Annotated in this window: 16 protein-coding genes; 15 read left to right on the top strand and 1 reads right to left on the bottom strand. The window is 53.7% G+C overall.

The features are described from left to right. Positions 1 to 266: 266 nt before the first annotated feature. From ACT3TJ_RS01260 to acpS, 11 genes are all read left to right on the top strand, one after another. Complete coding sequence (locus ACT3TJ_RS01260) at positions 267 to 1,001, top strand: RseA family anti-sigma factor (protein WP_444621430.1); 735 nt, start codon at positions 267 to 269, stop codon at positions 999 to 1,001. Positions 1,002 to 1,167: 166 nt separating this feature from the next. Further along, positions 1,168 to 2,115, top strand: coding sequence for a MucB/RseB C-terminal domain-containing protein (locus ACT3TJ_RS01255; RefSeq protein ID WP_444621431.1), 948 nt, complete (start codon positions 1,168 to 1,170; stop codon positions 2,113 to 2,115). A 67-nt stretch (positions 2,116 to 2,182) separates the two neighbouring features. Continuing rightward, positions 2,183 to 2,629 (top strand): SoxR reducing system RseC family protein, encoded by a 447-nt coding sequence (locus tag ACT3TJ_RS01250; RefSeq protein WP_444621432.1) that lies wholly within the window; start codon positions 2,183 to 2,185, stop codon positions 2,627 to 2,629. 66 nt (positions 2,630 to 2,695) lie between these two features. Beyond that, on the top strand, positions 2,696 to 4,111 hold the full coding sequence (locus ACT3TJ_RS01245; RefSeq protein WP_444638909.1) for a DegQ family serine endoprotease: 1,416 nt from the start codon (positions 2,696 to 2,698) through the stop codon (positions 4,109 to 4,111). 194 nt (positions 4,112 to 4,305) lie between these two features. Next, complete coding sequence (gene lepA, locus ACT3TJ_RS01240; RefSeq protein ID WP_172116405.1) at positions 4,306 to 6,123, top strand: translation elongation factor 4; 1,818 nt, start codon at positions 4,306 to 4,308, stop codon at positions 6,121 to 6,123. Between the two features lie 14 nt (positions 6,124 to 6,137). Continuing rightward, on the top strand, positions 6,138 to 6,941 hold the full coding sequence (gene lepB / locus ACT3TJ_RS01235) for a signal peptidase I (protein ID WP_172116406.1): 804 nt from the start codon (positions 6,138 to 6,140) through the stop codon (positions 6,939 to 6,941). Between the two features lie 65 nt (positions 6,942 to 7,006). Continuing rightward, positions 7,007 to 7,699, top strand: coding sequence for a ribonuclease III (rnc, locus tag ACT3TJ_RS01230; RefSeq protein ID WP_087109215.1), 693 nt, complete (start codon positions 7,007 to 7,009; stop codon positions 7,697 to 7,699). Further along, on the top strand, positions 7,696 to 8,595 hold the full coding sequence (gene era, locus ACT3TJ_RS01225; RefSeq protein ID WP_441677086.1) for a GTPase Era: 900 nt from the start codon (positions 7,696 to 7,698) through the stop codon (positions 8,593 to 8,595). The genes rnc and era overlap by 4 nt, the downstream gene beginning before the upstream one ends. 8 nt (positions 8,596 to 8,603) lie before the next feature. Next, on the top strand, positions 8,604 to 9,296 hold the full coding sequence (gene recO / locus ACT3TJ_RS01220; protein WP_172116408.1) for a DNA repair protein RecO: 693 nt from the start codon (positions 8,604 to 8,606) through the stop codon (positions 9,294 to 9,296). Positions 9,297 to 9,331: 35 nt separating this feature from the next. After that, positions 9,332 to 10,168: a pyridoxine 5'-phosphate synthase gene (gene pdxJ, locus ACT3TJ_RS01215; protein WP_172116409.1), complete on the top strand. Its 837-nt coding sequence runs from the start codon at positions 9,332 to 9,334 to the stop codon at positions 10,166 to 10,168. A 3-nt stretch (positions 10,169 to 10,171) separates the two neighbouring features. Then, positions 10,172 to 10,549: a holo-ACP synthase gene (gene acpS, locus ACT3TJ_RS01210; RefSeq protein ID WP_172116410.1), complete on the top strand. Its 378-nt coding sequence runs from the start codon at positions 10,172 to 10,174 to the stop codon at positions 10,547 to 10,549. On the opposite strand, the gene ACT3TJ_RS01205 is transcribed toward acpS, so the two are convergent. Beyond that, complete coding sequence (locus ACT3TJ_RS01205; RefSeq protein ID WP_444665434.1) at positions 10,533 to 13,253, bottom strand: ATP-binding protein; 2,721 nt, start codon at positions 13,251 to 13,253, stop codon at positions 10,533 to 10,535. The genes acpS and ACT3TJ_RS01205 overlap by 17 nt on opposite strands. 91 nt (positions 13,254 to 13,344) lie before the next feature. On the opposite strand from ACT3TJ_RS01205, the gene cysM reads away from it, so the two are divergent. The 4 genes from cysM to mazG form a co-directional block, all read left to right on the top strand. Continuing rightward, positions 13,345 to 14,241 (top strand): cysteine synthase CysM, encoded by an 897-nt coding sequence (gene cysM, locus ACT3TJ_RS01200; RefSeq protein ID WP_172116412.1) that lies wholly within the window; start codon positions 13,345 to 13,347, stop codon positions 14,239 to 14,241. Beyond that, on the top strand, positions 14,242 to 15,636 hold the full coding sequence (gene rlmD / locus ACT3TJ_RS01195; RefSeq protein ID WP_444627303.1) for a 23S rRNA (uracil(1939)-C(5))-methyltransferase RlmD: 1,395 nt from the start codon (positions 14,242 to 14,244) through the stop codon (positions 15,634 to 15,636). It abuts the gene before it with no gap. A gap of 68 nt (positions 15,637 to 15,704) precedes the next feature. Next, positions 15,705 to 17,966: a GTP diphosphokinase gene (gene relA / locus ACT3TJ_RS01190; RefSeq protein ID WP_444627304.1), complete on the top strand. Its 2,262-nt coding sequence runs from the start codon at positions 15,705 to 15,707 to the stop codon at positions 17,964 to 17,966. A gap of 14 nt (positions 17,967 to 17,980) precedes the next feature. Continuing rightward, on the top strand, positions 17,981 to 18,641 hold a 661-nt coding region (gene mazG / locus ACT3TJ_RS01185), incomplete at its 3' end, for a nucleoside triphosphate pyrophosphohydrolase (RefSeq protein ID WP_444665433.1).

Genomic DNA, 18,641 nt, shown 5'->3' with positions numbered 1-18,641 from the left:
CTTTTTTTGTGAACTGTCTGGCAGGCAAGGCGTCATACTCATCAGTTGCTTTCGTTGAGCGGATGAGAACAAGCAGCCGTGACGCTTTAGAGCTACCATGTCGCATCAAGCGGCTGATGTACCAAAGAATGAGGCAGCATCATGCGAGGTGCGTTGCACTAAGCGAGTTGTTATCAGATCTTGGCCAGTGGAGTTGTTACAGCGGTCGCTGCTTATTTGCCGTGCTGCGGTAAGGCTTCATTTAACACAGTGTGAGGGTGTGAAGTATGAGTCAAAACACACGGGAATCGCTTTCAGCATTAATGGATAGCGAAAGTGATGAGCTGGAACTACGCCGAGTGTTGAAGGCACTGCCAAATGATGCTGATGCGGCAGATACGTGGCGACGTTACCACTTGGCTCGTAGCATGATGCAGCGTGAGCGGAGTGTTGATGTGAGCGCCGACGTTTCCGCCGGTATTATGGCGCGTTTACAGGATGAACCTGCTCCGATGATGGCTGACGCCCCAGCGTCAACCCCTGCTCGGTCAAGTAACATCTCTTTTGCTCGCGGCGCCGGTGTTGCAGCAGCGGTATCACTTATGGTGATTACTGGTGTTCAGTTCTTTGGTGCTGACGGTGAAAGTATTGAGCCAGGCAACACTGTTGCGGCAACGTCCTCGGCGGGCGGAGGTGCAGCGGGTCAGGTTCAGCCTGTCAACCTTGCCGCCTCGCAGCCAGCGTCAATGACCTCTGCCAGCATGCCGATGTTTGAACCAACGCCTTTTCGGGTTAATGGTCAAGCGCAAAACGGGCTAATGAACGTAAGCGAAACGGGCTTTGCTTCAGCCGCCGTGGCTCAAAGTGCTCCCGCACAGCAAGGTACCACTATTGATGTTGATCAGATCAGGCTTCTGCAGTCGTATCTGGAGCAGCATTCTCAGGGTGCCGCTTATGGCAATGGCGAAAGCTGGATGCCATTGATGCGTTCTTCTGTCACTGAACCACTAGGCCAACGCTAACATGTTATGACAATGTTTCCGGAGTGAGGCACCTGAATACGAATTTTAAACACGTATTCGTAAGGTATAACTCGGGAAAATGCCTTGGTTTCGAGATAGGTATTTGAAAGATGGCAGGTAACAGCAGGCTAAGAGTGGCTACCGATAGATAAGGGAATAAACCCGCATGATGGTGACCTGGCGAAACAGGTGGATGGCTTCTGCTGCGTTATTGAGCATTAGCCTGTTGCCTTTACAGCTCTATGCACAAACTGATGAACGGGGCATGTGTGCGGATGTGCCCTCTGAAAATGCATCTGGCAATGTTCAGGTGTGGCTGGAAAGAAGTTTACAGGCGAGCCATTGTTATACGTTTCAAGCGCGGGCCGTGGTGATTAATGCCATTGATGTGCGCACGCTAGCGCTTTCTCATCGCATTCAGGATGGTGTTCGCCAGCAAGTTGTTCAACAGCTTGATGGCCCCTCTGTAAGCGTCGAGCGTCGCTCCCGCGTAGGACAGCTGGCTTGGTCAGAAAAAAGCGAAAACGGTGCGTTCCCTTCTCTGGAAGGGTGGGTTGACCACGCTTCTCAGTTTTACGATATTTCGCTGGATGAAGACGTCCGAGTCGCTGGGCGCGAGGCGGCAACGCTTCGATTTGAGCCGCATGACCAGCAGCGTTATACCCATGAGTGGTGGTTGGATAATGCAACTGGCTTATTGTTAAAACACGTGCTAAGCGATTCAACGGGTCGTATTTTAGAAACCTTTCAAATAACACAATTAAATGAGCCCGAGCGTTATGCAGGTCAGGTTGTCATTGATGCGTTGCCCGTCAGCACAGAGCCCGCTTGGCAGCCTTCATGGCTGCCCGAAGGGTTTGTCGCTCAGCCGACATTCTCCCAGGATGACGAGGCGCATCAGCGTTTGTATAGCGACGGTTTGGCCACCATTAGCATTTTTGCCGAGCCTCAAGCGGGGCCGCAAGATTTGAATCGCGGCGTCCACCAAATTGGTGTTTCGTCGATAGCGGTTGACGAATATGCTGAAGGCGAGCAGTACTGGCAGCTCGTCGGTATTGGTGAAGTTCCCCCTTCAATGCTTCAGCGTATTGTTCAATCGGTTGAGTTTGACTAAATTTTCTTATGTACATTGTGCGCATGATCTACAGCTCAATCAGTCCAGCCAAGGTATTAATGCGTTGATGAAATCTGAAAGTGATGCCTTGCTGCGTGCCGGTCGCGTTGTTGGCTACACCCCGCGAGGGCTGTTAGTCGATGTGTCGGTTAAAGAGAGTTGCCAGCAGTGTGCCCAGGGCCGTGGATGTGGCATGGGCGTGTTGGCGCGTCAGCAGCATCAGCGTATTGAAGTCAAAACCCCTTATGCCCCCACTCAACTTTGCGAACACTACCCGCTTGGCACAAGCGTAACGCTTACTCTTGGCCGTTCCGATATTACCCTGTTAGCCTTGCTTGTCTATGCGCTGCCGTTATTGGTTGCGCTACTGTTATCAGGAGGGGTTGCAGCGTTAGGCGGGGCTGAGTGGTGGGCACCCGCCAGTTTTTTTATGACGTTGTTCATTGGGTGTGGGATTTTAAAAAAATTGCTTAGCGGGCGAACGGAACGCTTTCGCCCTCAATTGGTCAGTTAGGCGTCCTGCATCTCATGGTGAGTTGCACTTCCTTCGTTTGATGTCTGCTTTATTAGGAGCTCTTACATGAAGCGCTTGGTTCTTCCTTCCGCATTATGGCTATGCATGGCCACATTATTGATGATAGGCCAAAATGCCTATGCCTATAATTTACCCGATTTCACAGAGTTGGTTGAAGAGGCCGCGCCAGGCGTTGTCAATATTTCAACCAGCCGTACCGTGCAACGCAGTAGTGGCCCTTCAATGGGTGGGTTCGGTGGGCAAGAGATACCTGAGATTTTCCGGCATTTTTTCGGCGATAGTTTTCCAGCCCCGCCAGGTAGTGGCGGACAAGGGCGTGGTGAAGAGCGTCAGTCGCTGGGGTCTGGGTTCGTGATTAGCGATGATGGCTATATCATGACTAACGCCCACGTTGTCCAGGATGCTGACGAGATATTGGTGCGCTTGAATGACCATCGAGAGCTTTCCGCTGAGTTGGTTGGCAGCGATGCTCAGACCGACGTTGCACTTTTAAAAATTGATGCTTCTGAATTACCGGTCTTGAATCTTGGCAATTCTGACGATCTTAAAGTGGGTGAGTGGGTAGCCGCGATTGGCTCTCCGTTCGGGTTTGATCATTCCGTCACTGCAGGCATTATCAGCGCGATTAATCGCACATTGCCGCGTGATGCCTACGTTCCTTTTATTCAAACGGATGTGGCGATCAACCCAGGTAATTCCGGTGGGCCGCTGTTTAATCTTGACGGAGAAGTCGTCGGGATTAACTCGCAAATCTTTACCCGTAGCGGCGGCTTTATGGGGCTTTCATTTGCGATACCCATTAATGTCGCCATGGACGTTGCTGATCAACTGCGTGAAGAGGGGCGCGTTGATCGCGGTTGGCTAGGCGTCATGATTCAACCTGTATCTCAGGATTTGGCCGAATCCTTTGGTATGGAAAACGCAAGTGGGGCGCTCATTGCTGATCTTGACCCGGAAGGCCCTGCGGCGCAAGGCGGCTTGCGTGCTGGCGACGTGATTACTGGCGTCAATGGCGAAGAGGTTGATCGCTCAAGCACGCTGCCGCGCTTAATTGGCCGTGTTACGCCTGGAAGTGATGTGGAGCTTACCTTAATGCGCGATGGCGAAGAGGTAACGGAGACGGTAGCGCTGGGACATTGGCCCGATTCCGAAGCAGCCACACAGGGTGATGAAAGCAACAATCAGGTGCGTTTGGGCATTTCGGTTGCCGAGTTGGATGACGCGATGCGAGAGCGCCTAAATATTGAGGGGGGCGTTGCAGTGCGTCAGATTGAGCCTGGTAGCGTTGCCGCTCAAGCGGGCCTCCGTGTTGGCGATGTACTGGTAAGTGTTGATCACCGCAGCGTGTCTTCTCCGGATGAGTTGTTAGACATTGTCGAACAGCTACCCAGTGATCGGGCAATTCCAGTGCGTGTTTACCGTGAGGGGCGCTCACTGTTTTTAGCTTTACGCCTGGAATAAGACCTTCTCTGCCTACCCAGTCCGGCGGTTCTCGCCGGACTGCTGTTCCTATCCCGCACATATCGCTACAATAGCGCTTATCTTTTTAACGGAAATAGGCAAAGTGGCCAACATGCCAGCTGTTTTCGGGCTTTAAACTCTCGAGGCGGCTGGTAATAAAGCCGCTTACGTACCACTAAGGCAGACCACTCTCGATGTCCCACGACGTTTCTAGCAGTAATTTAAAGAATATAAGAAACTTCTCAATTATCGCTCATATCGATCACGGGAAATCAACGCTCTCTGATCGCTTGATCCAAACCTGCGGTGGATTGACCCAGCGTGAGCTTAAAGAGCAAGTGCTCGACTCCATGGACATTGAGCGCGAGCGTGGTATCACCATTAAAGCGCAATCGGTGACGCTCGATTACACTGCGGCCGATGGCGAGGTGTATCAGCTTAATTTCATCGATACGCCAGGCCACGTGGATTTCTCCTACGAAGTATCGCGCTCACTGTATGCCTGCGAAGGGGCGCTGCTGGTCGTAGATGCGGGCCAAGGAGTTGAGGCGCAGTCGGTAGCTAACTGCTATACCGCCATCGAGCAGGGCCTGGAAGTATTGCCGGTCCTCAATAAAATCGATTTACCCCAAGCCGACCCGGACAAGGTGGCGCAAGAGGTTGAGGAAATCATTGGTCTCGACGCCACAGACGCTTGCCAGGTGTCCGCCAAAAGCGGTATCGGCATTGAAGGACTGCTTGAACGTTTGGTGCGTGATATTCCGCCGCCTAAAGGTGATCGGAATGCCCCCCTGCAAGCATTGATCATTGACTCCTGGTTTGATAACTATCTGGGCGTAGTCTCGCTAGTGCGCTTGTTTGATGGCACGCTGCGCAAGGGCGACAAGATCCGTATCAAGTCAACGGGCCGCGACTGGAACGCCACTGAAGTGGGCATTTTTACTCCATTGCGCAAAGAGACCAATATCCTGCGCGCGGGTGAGGTGGGCTTTATTGTCGCAGGCATTAAAGAGATTCACGGTGCGCCGGTGGGTGACACTATCACGCATACCAAAACGCCCGACGTGCCGCGTCTGCCTGGTTTTCAGAAGGTGAAGCCTCAGGTGTATGCTGGGATGTTCCCCGTCAGTGCTGATGACTACGAAGACTTCCGGGATGCGCTTGAAAAGCTCGCGCTTAACGATGCCTCTTTAGAGTATGAACCGGAAAACTCGGATGCCCTGGGCTTTGGTTTTCGCGTCGGTTTCCTGGGCACGCTCCACATGGAGATTATCCAGGAGCGGCTTGAGCGCGAATACAATATTGACCTGATTACCACGGCACCGACCGTGGTATACGAGCTTGCGATGAAGAATGGTGATGTCACTTACATCTCCAACCCCTCCAAACTGCCGGATATGGCAGACGTGGATGAGATGCGTGAGCCCATCGTGAGGGCCAGTATTCTGGTGCCTCAGGAGTTTGTGGGTAACGTCATTACCGAGTGTGAGCAGCGCCGCGGTACCCAGAAAGACATGCAGTTCCTGGGTAACCAGATTCAGTTAGCCTATGAGTTGCCGATGTCGGAAGTGGTCATGGACTTCTTCGACCGTCTGAAATCCATCTCCCGCGGTTACGCGTCGCTTGAGTACAATTTCGAGCGTTTCGAAGCGGCCAAGCTGGTGCGCCTGGACGTGCTGATCAATAGCGAAAAGGTAGATGCCCTCGCGGTGATTATTCACCGTGATCATGCCCATAGTCGCGGCCGGCTGCTGGTCGAAAAAATGAAAGAGCTGATTCCGCGCCAGATGTTTGACGTGGCCATTCAGGCCGCTATCGGTGGCCAGGTAGTGGCGCGCTCTACCGTAAAAGCCCTGCGTAAAAACGTAACGGCAAAATGTTATGGCGGTGATGTAAGCCGTAAGAAAAAACTGCTGGAAAAACAGAAAGCCGGTAAAAAACGGATGAAGCAGGTGGGGCGCGTTGAAATTCCCCAGGATGCCTTCCTCGCTGTGCTCAAGGTTAACGACTAGGGAAGGTTTCCTTTATGGATTTTTCATTACTGCTGGTACTGGCCGTTGTAATTTCAGGGGTCGTTTATTTTATCGATGTGATTTGGCTGCGGCCTAAGCGTCGTGAGCGGTTGGCGAAAGCAGAGGAAGCCGCTGCTGGGAACATCGACGCACCAACACAGGAAAAACTTTTAAAAGAGCCTTGGCCGGTCGATTATGCGCGCTCTTTTTTCCCGGTACTTCTGGTGGTATTGGTAGTACGCAGTTTTATTGTCGAACCGTTTCAAATTCCCTCGGGTTCAATGCGGCCTACGCTGGAAGTAGGCGATTTTATCCTGGTGAACAAGTTTGCCTACGGCTTGCGTTTGCCGGTGGTTCACAACCGTATTTTGGAGGTTGGTGAGCCTGAGCGTGGCGATGTGATGGTGTTTCGCTTCCCGGATGAGCCATCGGTCAACTTTATCAAACGGGTGGTAGGCCTTCCGGGCGACCGTATTCGCTACGAAGATAAACAGCTTTATGTGAACGGCGAACTGGTCACTAAAACGTTATTGGAAGAAGGCCCCGATGCCTCGCCACAAGAGCTATTATTAGAAGAGCAGTTGGGTAGCGTGCGCCATACTATCTACAACAACCCCCGCGACCCAGGGCCGCAAATGCGCGAAGTTGAAGTGCCTGAAGGTCACTACTTCATGATGGGCGATAATCGCGATCACTCCAACGATAGCCGTTACTGGGGGTTTGTGCCGGAAGAGAATATTGTGGGTCGTGCATTTGCTGTTTGGATGCATTGGGACGGCGGGTTGCCCAGCTTTAATACGGTGCGACGGATTGAATGAATAAGTTTATGTCAGCCCTGGTTAGTCATGTCACTAATAGTTAACGTCAATGACGTAGGAGCCTTGTGAGTAATCCTTTAAACGCTTTTTGCCGACGAATCGGCCATACCTTTGGCGACGAGACGCTCTTGGAACTGGCCATGACGCACCGAAGCTACGGTGGTCGTAACAATGAGCGCCTGGAATTTCTGGGTGATTCAATTGTTAATTTCGTTATCGCAGAAGCCTTGTTTCAACGTTTCCCTCAAGCGCGGGAAGGGCAGTTATCGCGCCTTCGCGCGCGTTTGGTGAAAGGCCAAACGCTTGCTGAGCTCGCCCGTGAAATGACCTTTGGAGAATGCTTGCGCTTGGGGTCGGGGGAAATGAAAAGCGGAGGGCATCGCCGTGAGTCGATTCTCGCCGATGCGGTTGAAGCGATAATTGGTGCCATTTACCTGGACGCCGGCATGGATGTTGTCCGGGAACGCGTGCTTTCCTGGTACGCCGAGCGTCTAGAGAATATCTCGTTACAAGATACCCAGAAAGACCCTAAAACACGCTTACAAGAGTTTTTGCAGTCGCGTCAGTCAGCGCTGCCGCGCTATGAAGTGGTCTCTGTAAAGGGCGAGGCGCATGCCCAGACCTTTACCGTGGAGTGCTACATTGAGCTACTAAGCAAGCATACCACCGGTAAAGGCCCTAGTCGCCGCCATGCTGAACAGCAAGCGGCAGAAGAAGCGCTTTCGTACCTTGAGAAAAAACCAGGAGACAAATCATGAGCCAATCCTGCGGCTTTGTGGCCATTGTTGGACGGCCTAACGTAGGCAAATCAACCCTCATGAATCGTATTCTGGGGCAAAAAATCTCGATTACCTCGCGGCGTCCGCAAACCACGCGCCATCAGGTAATGGGTATTAAAACGGTTGAAGATACGCAGTTTATTTACGTGGATACACCGGGCATGCACATCATGTCCAAAGACCGTAATAAAGCCATCAACCGCTTTATGAACCAGGCGGCTACCCAAGCACTTCGTGATGTTGACTGTGTGGTATTTATTATTGATCGTACCCGCTGGACTGACGAAGACCAGGCCGTGCTCAAGCGTCTTGAGCATGTTAAGGCACCGGTTATTCTGGCCGTCAATAAGGTGGATCGTCTACAGGATAAGGGCGAGTTACTACCCTGGCTTGCTGAAGTGGGCGCGCGGCGTGAGTTTGCAGCCGTTGTACCTATTTCAGCCAAGCACGGCACCCAGGTAGAAACGCTGGAAGAGGAAGTGGCTAAACATCTGCCAGAAAGCGTGCACTTCTTTCCGGAAGACCAGATTACCGACAAGAGCCTGCGCTTTATGGCCGCTGAGCTGGTGCGTGAAAAAGTCATGCGTCAGTTGGGTGACGAGTTGCCCTACCAGATGACCGTTGAAATTGAAGAGTTCCGTGAAGCCGGGCGCGTCACGCATATCAGCGCGCTGATTCTGGTGGAACGCCAAGGGCAGAAAGTCATCCTGATCGGCGAAAACGGTGACCGGATCAAGAGCATCGGCCGCGAGGCGCGCCTGGATATGGAGCGCGTGCTGGGTACCAAGGTCATGCTTAATATGTGGGTCAAGGTGAAGCGCGGTTGGTCTGATGACGAGCGTGCCTTGAAAAGCCTGGGTTACGACCTCGATTGAGTGTCGCAATGTCAGCGGAACCCGCTTTTTTACTGCATCGTAAACCCTACCGTGAAACCAGCGCGTTAGTCGATTTACTGACGCTTAATAATGGCCGTATCCGCGCCGTTGCCCACGGAGGGCAGCGGCCGGGGTCCAAGTCGCGTCAACGACTACAGCCGTTTACGCCGCTGTTTGTTAGCTGGCGCGGCGAACGCGATTTGAAACGCCTCACGTTGATGGAGTCGCGTGGACAAACGGCATTACTGGCAGGAGAGGGGCTCCTATGCGGTCTTTACGCGAATGAAATCGCCACCCGGCTGCTGCCCCTGGAACTTGCTGCGCCCGATGTTTTTGCCTTCTATACGGCGCTGCTTGAAGCGCTGCCAATGCCTTCCAAGCGCGCTCTTGCCTTGCGGCGGTATGAGTGGGCATTGCTGGATGCGCTTGAAGCTACCCCGCGTTTTTGTACGCCAGATAATAATGTGCTGGACCCGCAAGCCCGCTATCGGTTTGATGCACAAAGCCGTGCTTTTCTTCCCGCAGAGCAGGGGCTTGAAGGGCGTGCATTGCGTTATATTGAGCAGGGTGACTGGCAACATGCGGGGCTAGCAAGCGTTCTTAAGTCAGTCATGCGGGCGGCACTAGCACCGCATTTGGGGTCTGCTGCGCTGCGCTCTCGGGAGCTAATGATGGCACTGGCCCGCCGGCGTCAGCCATAGTTCATGCTTATGACTTTTTTGGAATGGAGATAGTTATGCATCCTCCGCGTATTCTACTGGGCGTTAATATCGACCATATCGCCACGCTGCGTCAGGCACGTGGTACCCGCTACCCGGACCCGGTACAGGCTGCTTTGTTGGCTGAAGAAGCGGGCGCAGATGGCATTACGGTGCATTTACGCGAAGACCGCCGCCATATACAGCTTCGCGATGTCAGGCTGTTGGCGGACGTGTTGAATACCCGTATGAATTTAGAGATGGCAGTGACCGAAGAGATGCTCGCGTTGGCTGAAGAGGTGCGCCCTGCACACGTATGCCTGGTACCTGAAAAACGCGAAGAACTTACCACAGAGGGCGGTCTGGATGTGGTCGGTAGTTTTGATGCGGTTGCCAAAGCGTGCGAGCGGCTGAAAAACGCAGGCTGTGACGTATCGCTGTTTATTGATCCTGATGAAGCGCAAATTGATGCGGCTCATCGCGCTGGTGCCCCAACGATTGAACTGCACACCGGTGCTTATGCAGAAGAGAAGCTGGGGAGTGACGCCGCAAATGCTGAGTATCAGCGTTTAACCGCAGCAGCGACTCAGGCCGTTTCCTTGGGGCTGGTGGTTAACGCTGGGCATGGCCTTCATTACCATAATGCAGAAGCGATAGCCGCACTACCTGGGGTGAATGAGCTGAATATCGGGCACGCCATTATTGCTCGCGCGCTGTTTGTTGGCCTCAAAGAGGCTGTTCAGGAAATGAAGCGGCTTATTATTGCAGGCCAGGAAGCGGGGTTGATGGCGGCTTTAGATGCTCACGATCATGAACATAGCCATGAGCATGCAGATGAGCATACGCATGGTCATCATGACTGCTGTGGTCACTAACAGATGATTGTGGGGATTGGTTCCGATATTGCCCGGGTGGCGCGTTTTACCCGGGCAGTTGAGCGTCATGGGCCACGTTTTGCTCAGCGTATTTTGGGAGCTGACGAATACGCGATATGGCAGCAAAAAGGCGAACCGGTGGCTTACTTGGCGAAAAGATTTGCCGCTAAAGAAGCGTTTGTAAAAGCACTAGGGCTTGGCCTTCGAGGCGGCATGCAGTGGGGGGACATCCAAGTGGTTAATGACCCCTTGGGGAAGCCCTTTTTGCAGTTGAGCCATGAGGCCAAGCGGCTAATGCAGGCATCCGGCGCGACGACCAGCCATATCACGCTAAGTGATGAAGCGGAGTACGCGGTTGCCTTTGTCATTCTGGAGCGTTAGCCCCATCGGCCAGCCTGCTTCGATGAGTACGCAAGCGTGCCATTGCGGTGTACAACGCTTCCAGGAGGCTCTCCACATGACTGAGCCCGCTGGTGCGTAACCGCGTCTCAAGGGTTTCTACCAATAGGGCTAGCTCAGGTGCGCCGCAGTAACGGCTTGCTCCATTGAGCCCATGCACCCAGTCCAGCAGCATCGCCAGGTTTTTCTGGGCATAGGCGGCACGCATTTGCGTTTCTGTTTCATCCAGGCTGTCAATCAGGCGTATAAGCTGTGCATAGGCAACGCTCTCTTTGCCGCCCGCAAGCTGTGTGCCCATGGTTAAATCGACGGCCGCGAGTGCTTCACTGGCAAATTCAGTAGTGTCTTTTCGTTGCAAGGTTGCCGTTGATGTCACGGTAGGCAGAGAAGGGGGTACGGCCAAAAAACGCAGCAACAGCTGTTGTAGCTGCGCCTCATCAACAGGCTTTATCAGTACATCATCCAGCCCAGCCGCCAGCCACTGCTGACGTTCACTGCTTAAAGCATGAGCGGTTACCGCAATAATAGGGCAGCGTGACCAGTGATTATTGATACGGCGCAGTGCCTGACTGGTTTCAACGCCGTCCATACCCGGCATACGAATATCCATTAGCACCATGTCAGCCGTGTAATTAACTGCCAAGGCAAGCGCTTCATGCCCGCTATCGGCAAGCGTAATACGCAGTTGATCCGTTTCAAGCAGCGCCTTAAGCAGCTCACGGTTGGAGGCATTGTCGTCAACAATCAAAATATCAATGACGGAAGGGTCCGTAGGCGGAGGCGCTTTTGATTGAGCGGACGCTATTTCTTTATCTGCAGGCTGCAGTAAATGGCGCAATGTCGTGACCAGCTGAGCGCGAGTGAAAGGTTTGCAGAGCATTTCCCCGCCATGAGGAAGCTCCCAAGGCGGTAAGTCATAGCTGGTGGTGTTTGCCAGAATCAATACGGGGCAGGCGGCTTGCTCAATCAAATCTCGCCAGTAGTCTCTCCTCTCTATTTCGAACTCATCTTGATCCAGGCATAACATCAGTAGGTCTTCGGGCTCATTAGCGGTAAAGGCGACGGGAATAGCCCCCCAGCGCTCTAGCAAGTACTCAAGCGTATTGCGAGTAGGCGTATGGGTTTCATAAAGACGTACGACCGGGCTTTTCAGAGTAAGCTCTGCGGGGCGTTCGCCGCTTTGGTTAGCCAGTAGTGGAAGAGTAAATGAGAACGTTGAGCCGTGGCCTACCTCGCTTTCCACGCTGATAGTGCCGCCCATTCGCTCAATCAACTGGCGGCAAATCGATAAGCCCAGCCCGCTACCGCCAAATTGGCGTGAATGGCTGGGTTTTGCCTGGGAAAAAGCGCTAAAAAGCTGTTTTTGATGCTCTTCGCTCAAACCAATGCCGGTATCACTAACACTGATACGCAGTACCACGTGCTGGCCTTCCTGGGTGTCGAGCATCACACGAACAATAACGTCGCCTTCGTGGGTAAACTTGAGTGCATTGCCGACCAGGTTACTAAGCACCTGATGAATACGCAGCGGGTCGCCGCTAAGCGGCGTAGGCACATCATCGTAAATCATTGCCACCAAGTGCAGATGTTTACGTTGCGCCTCAGGCGCATGCAGGCCAATTACTTCATCCAAAAGCGATACAATATCAATGTCGACTTCTTCAAGTGTGAGGCGATTTGCTTCAAGCTTGGAAAAATCGAGCACGTCATTGACGAGCATTAGCAGGTTGTCGCAGGCACGGTGAACGTGCTCTAACCACCCCTGTTGGCGGTTATCCAACCTGGAGCGGCTCAGTAACCGGCAAAAACCGATAATGCCATTGAGTGGCGTGCGTATCTCATGGCTCATATTGGCTAAAAATTCGGATTTAACGGCATTCGCACGGAGCGCGCTGCGGTGGGCCAGGTCGAGCTTGATATTTTGCTCTTCAATGGTTTCCATTGATTCCTGCAATTCGCTGGTCGCCTGCTCAATCTGGGTCTGCATATCGCGCTGCGACTGCTGAAAGTGCTCAGCCAGGCTATTCACATGAACGGCTAGTTGGCGAAGTTCGCTTGGCCGTGCAGGCGTTAATTGCAGCCGATAGTCGCCACGAGATAAGCGATATAAGGCCTGGTTAGCTTCCTCAATAGGCCGGGAAATATACCGACTGACAGCAAAGGCACCCAGAAACAGCAGTAGCCCTAATAGCATGCCGCCCAGGCTTAAACTGGCCAACAGTTTGTAGCGTTCAAGCGTCAAAGGGCGGGCGTTTGCCTCGGCTTCAAGCCAGCCCACCCCGGTCGGGTTTATGTTGGGGAGCACGCTATCAAGAGGGACTAGAAGTCGCCAAATATGCTCTTCTTCTTCTATCAGGGGAGCGCTGGGCGCTGTTAAACGTAGCTGAGGCGGGGTGGAGCGGCCTAACACGAACAAACGGTTACCTTGCTCATCGAAGAGGCTGACAGAACTAAGCCCATAGCGGTCCAACAGCCGTCGAGAAAGCCTTTCCATACGCTGAAAGTCTGCGTCTGCCATGGCAAGCTGGAAACTGGGGGTTAATAGCTCACCGGCATCTTTAAGTCGCTCGTGAAGCGCCGCACGTTCAGCCGTATCACTTTGCACCATGAGCAAAATAGCCATCATGGCGTACACCAGAAGCGGAAAGCCAAGTAGCGCGAACAGCAAACGCGTGTTTAAAGACATGGAAGAAACTCGTTGATTCAATGTGGTTGCCTGTCCAGCGTACGACAGCACCGATATAATGCAGCATAACGGTAATGATAAGGAACGTGTGATGAATTATCCCATGCTAGAGGATGTGGTTGGCAACACTCCCTTGGTGCGTTTGAAGCGGATCACTGCTGGGCGCAACAATACGCTGTTGGCGAAGCTTGAAGGCAACAATCCCGCTGGTTCGGTAAAGGATCGTCCCGCGCTTTCGATGTTGAATGAAGCGGAAGCGCGTGGAGAAATAAAGCCAGGCGATACCCTGATCGAGGCAACCTCGGGAAATACCGGTATTGCGCTCGCCATGGCGGCGGCTATCAAAGGCTACACCATGGTCCTGGTGATGCCTGAAAATGCCTCCGAGGAGCGTAAGCAGGCCATGGTGGCTTACGGCGCCACGCTGATTTCTGCCAGTAAGGCCGGTGGTATGGAGGAGGCCCGGGATATTGCCGATGCCATGATTGAACGGGGCGAAGGCAAGCCGCTGAACCAGTTTTCCAATCCAGACAACCCCTTGGCGCACTACCGTACAACGGGGCCTGAAATATGGCAGCAAACCCAGGGGGAGGTTACCCATTTTGTAAGCTCCATGGGCACCACCGGCACTATCATGGGCGTATCTCGCTACCTTAAAGAGCAGAACGACGCTATTCAGATTGTCGGCTTGCAGCCCTCCGATGGCGCCAGCATTCCCGGTATTCGCCGTTGGCCGCAGGCGTACCTGCCCGAGATTTTTGAAGCTCCGCGAGTAGATATTACGCTGGATATTAGCCAGCAAGAGGCTGAAAGCAACATGCGCCGTTTGGCCCGTGAAGAGGGCATTCTAGCGGGTGTTTCATCGGGCGGCAGCCTGGCGGGTGCGTTGCGTATTGCGGAACAGGTCGAAAACGCGGTCATCGTGTTTGTTGTGTGTGATCGGGGGGATCGTTACCTCTCAATGGGCCTATTCGGCCCGGAGCTATAAATGGCCATGCTGGGTAAGCGGCGTCCATCGCGCGCTGCATCAGGCAAGTCAGGGCTGGTACGCAAGCCCGCTGCTAAGTCAACAAGCGCTTCTGATACTAGTGATGCGCTGGTGGTTGAGCGATTGGCGCATGATGGCCGGGGAGTTGCGCATGACGCCACAGGTAAAACCGTGTTTATTGACCGGGCGCTTCCCGGCGAGCGTGTTGACGCTGCCGTGCATGTCAACCGCAAACGTTTTGATGAAGCGCATGTAAAAGCGCTGCTGGACCGTTCGCAACAGCGCGTTGAGCCCCCCTGCGTTTATTTTGGCCAGTGCGGTGGTTGCCAATTGCAACATATGGCGATTGAGGCGCAGCGCACGCATAAACAAGACGTACTGTGCGAGCTGTTTGCTCGCCAGGGTATTGAGCTTGGCACTCCCCATCTGCTTCATGGCAGTACGGAGCACTATCGCCGCCGAGCGCGACTCGGCGTAAAAATAGATGGGCAGGGTAACGTGCTGCTGGGGTTTCGCGCAGCCCATAGTCATCGGTTAGTCGATATTCATCAGTGCCACGTATTGGTGGAGCCCTTGCAAGCGCTTTTGCCTCCCTTGAGGGCCTTGTTAGCAACGCTTGAGGCGCCGCGTCTGGTGGGCCACATCGAACTCTTGGCGACTGCGTCGGAATGCGTGCTGTTGGTTCGCCAGTTGAAAGCACATGCGCTGGATGCCGAGCGCTGGCAGGCATTTGCCAGGCAGCAAGGGGTTGCGCTTGGCGCGTGGCTGGGCCGCGAGTCTGCCTGCCTACACTGGTACAGCGCTGAACCGGTGCTGGAAGAGACCCTGCAGATAGAAGGCCAACCACCGCTCACGCTCACCTTTGCTCCCGGTGATTTTTTACAGGTCAATGCTGACGTCAATCAACAAATGGTGGCGCACGTGGTGAAATGGCTGGCTCCTGCGCCTGGCCAGCATGTTATGGACCTGTTTGCCGGAATGGGTAACTTTAGCCTGCCCATCGCCTCAAGCGGTGCCAAAGTACATGCCGTTGAAGGCAGCGCTTCAATGGTGGCGCGCATCAGCAGTAATGCAGCGCGTAACCGGCTAGAGGTAAGTGCTCAACAGGCTGATTTAAGCGATAGCACAGCGGTTGAAGCCTTGTTGAAAACTCAGCAGCACTTGGACGCACTGGTGCTGGACCCACCGCGTAACGGTGCAGAAACAGTGTGCAAGGCACTGGGCCGTTATCCTGTACCCAGGCTTGCGTATGTGTCGTGTGACCCGGCAACGCTTGCTCGTGATGCGGCGCATCTGGTTCGTGCAGGCTATCGTATTAAGCAAGTAGCAGTGGCGGATATGTTCCTGCACACTGCACATATGGAATCGCTTATGCTTTTCGAGTACGAAGGCTAGTCCGCCTATCGCATCAAGCCACGGTATTCGCCGTCAAGATGAATACCCTGAAGGGATGAGTAAGAGTCATGGTGAAAGTGCGTGAAGACCAGCCGCTAATGGATAGCGGCAGGGTAGACATACAACAATGGTTAACGCGCCTGCAAGAAGATGTGCGTCTAAGTGATCCTGAGCGCCTTATTGAAGCCTGCGAACTGGCAGAGCAACTCGAACGTGAGGCGCCTCGTACTCATCGTGAATGGTTATCTCCTGGTTCAAGCTTTCGTATGGGGCTTGAAATGGCAGACATTTTGGCAGACCTAACGCTTGACCAGGCGACCCTGGAAGCGGCAGTGCTCTATCGCGCCGTGCGCGAAGGTCTGTTGAGTCTGGAGGCCGTCTCCAAGCGGTTTGGCAGTGAAGTTGCCAGGTTAATTGATGGCGTCCTGCAAATGGCCGCCATCAGCTATCCACTCGCGCCCAACCACGGTATGGCACAGCATAACCAGCAGGAAAACCTGCGTAAAATGCTGGTCAACATGGTGAGCGATGTTCGCGTTGCGCTTATTAAAATCGCCGAGCGCACCTGTGCGCTGCGTCAGGTCAAGGATGCTCCGCTTGAAAAATGTCTGCAGGTAGCCCGCGAAGTCGCCGACATTTATGCGCCCCTCGCGCATCGCTTAGGGGTGGGGCAAATCAAGTGGGAACTTGAAGACCTGTCGTTTCGCTATTTGCACGAAGATGAGTACAAGGCGATCGCCAAGCTGCTTGCTGAGAAGCGCTTGGATAGAGAGCACTATATCCGCGACGTGGTCGAAACGATTAAAACGTTGATGGAAGCCCAGCATATTACCCATCATGACGTGAGCGGCCGAGCCAAACATATTTACTCGATCTGGCGTAAAATGAAGCGCAAAGGGATCGATTTTTCTGACGTACACGACGTTCGTGCGGTGCGTATTTTGGTGCCAGAGGTCACCGACTGTTACACCGTATTAGGAATTGTGCATTCGCGCTGGCACCATGTTCCAGACGAATTTGACGACTATATCGCCAACCCTAAAAAGAACGGCTATCAATCGCTTCATACCGCAGTGGTCGGGCCTGAGAATAAAGTCCTCGAAATTCAAATCCGCACGTTCGCCATGCATGACGACGCAGAACTCGGGGTATGTGCCCACTGGCGTTATAAAGGGCACGATACCAACGCGAAAAGCCGTAGCTACGAAGAAAAAATTGCCTGGCTGCGTCAAGTGCTTGAGTGGCAGGACGAAGTGGGTGATTTTGGTGATCTGCGCGAAGGGCTTTCAAGTGACGTGGCCCCCGACCGCAACTATGTCTTTACGCCTGACGGTCATGTGATCGACTTGCCGCGTATTGCCACCCCGATTGATTTTGCGTATCGGGTTCATACCGAAATTGGCCACCGCTGCCGGGGCGCCAAAATTAACGGGCGCATTGTTCCGCTGACCTATGAGCTTAAAACGGGCCAGCAGGTGGAAATTCTTACCGCCACCAAAGCCGGGCCAAGCCGCGACTGGCTCAATCCTAATCTTGGCTATGTGCGCACGTCACGAGCGCGCGCCAAAATTCAGGCATGGTTTAAGCATCAGGCCAGAGGCCAAAACCTGGAAGAGGGCCGGGTACTTTTTGAGCGAGAAATGCGCCGTCTTGATGTCGACCAGTTGGATCTCCCCAAATTGGCCGACGCGGTTAATTATCAAAACGCTGATGATATGTATGCCGCTATCGGGGCAGGCGACCTGCGTATTGGGCAGGTACTACACCAGGCCCAGCAGTTATTTGGCGAGACTGACGATCAGGAACAGCTGGAACGTTTACTTGCCAAACCGCGCAAACAGCCGAGCAAGCCCTCTAAAAGTGACATTACCGTGCTTGGCGTGGGCAATCTTAAAACCAGCATGGCTAACTGCTGCCGCCCCGTTCCGGGTGAGCCGATTGTGGGGTTTATCACCCAAGGGCGAGGGGTTACCGTACACCGTCAGGACTGCAACAATATCCTCCAACTGCGTATGGAAGAGCCCCAACGTATCATTGAAGTAGAGTGGGGCGAGCGCGCTCATACGCGTTATCCGGTCACTATCGAAATCCAGGCCTGGGACCGCTCGGGCCTCCTGCGCGATGTGACGGGCCTTCTAGGCAATGAGAAAGTCAATGTGCTGGCGGTGAATACGCTAACGGATACCAACGAAGGCATCGCTCGCCTGAGGATTACGTTAGAAGTGGATGGACTTGAATCTTTGGGGCGGCTCTTCTCACGTATTCAGCAACTGCCCAATGTGACCGAAGTGCGCCGCCTGCGAAACGCAGACCCTGAAAAAGGTGCCTAATATGGAGCGGCTTGATGCGCTATGATCTGGATGACCTGCTGACATTAATGCAGGTACTGCGCGACCCCGAGCAAGGGTGCCCGTGGGATATTAAGCAAGGCTGGGACAGCATCGTTCCCCATACGCTGGAAGAAGCCTACGAGGTTGCCGATGCCATTGAGCGGCGAGCCTTTGATGAGCTGCCGGGGGAGCTTGGTGATTTACTCTTCCAAGTCATCTATTACGCTCAGTTTGGTGCAGAAGAGCAGCGCTTTGATTTTCACGATATCGTACATACGTTGACGACTAAAATGCTGCGCAGGCACCCGCATGTGTTTCCGGAGGGTACGCTTGGCTCGCGTAGGCCGCCAGGTGTTAGCGCTGAAGCGCTACAGACCCAACAGATTAATCAGCGCTGGGAGTCACTTAAGGCGGAAGAGCGCGCCCAACGTGTCATTGAGGCGCCTTCGGTACTTGATGACGTACCTTGTACGTTGCCCGCGTTAAGCCGTGCGAACAAGCTTTCAAAGCGCGCGGCCCGGGCAGGTTTTGATTGGCCTGATACGCAGGGCGTTCTGGATAAAATCCGTGAAGAGCTGGATGAGGTAGAAGAAGCACTGGCGACAGGAGATACACGCCATGCTCAGGAAGAAGTCGGTGATTTATTGTTTGCGGTAACCAATTTAGCCCGCAGCC

The sequence above is a fragment of the Halomonas sp. AOP30-A1-24 genome (assembly GCF_052378165.1).
GTDB lineage: Bacteria > Pseudomonadota > Gammaproteobacteria > Pseudomonadales > Halomonadaceae > Vreelandella > Vreelandella citrativorans.
This window is presented reverse-complemented; position numbering and strand designations above follow the sequence as displayed.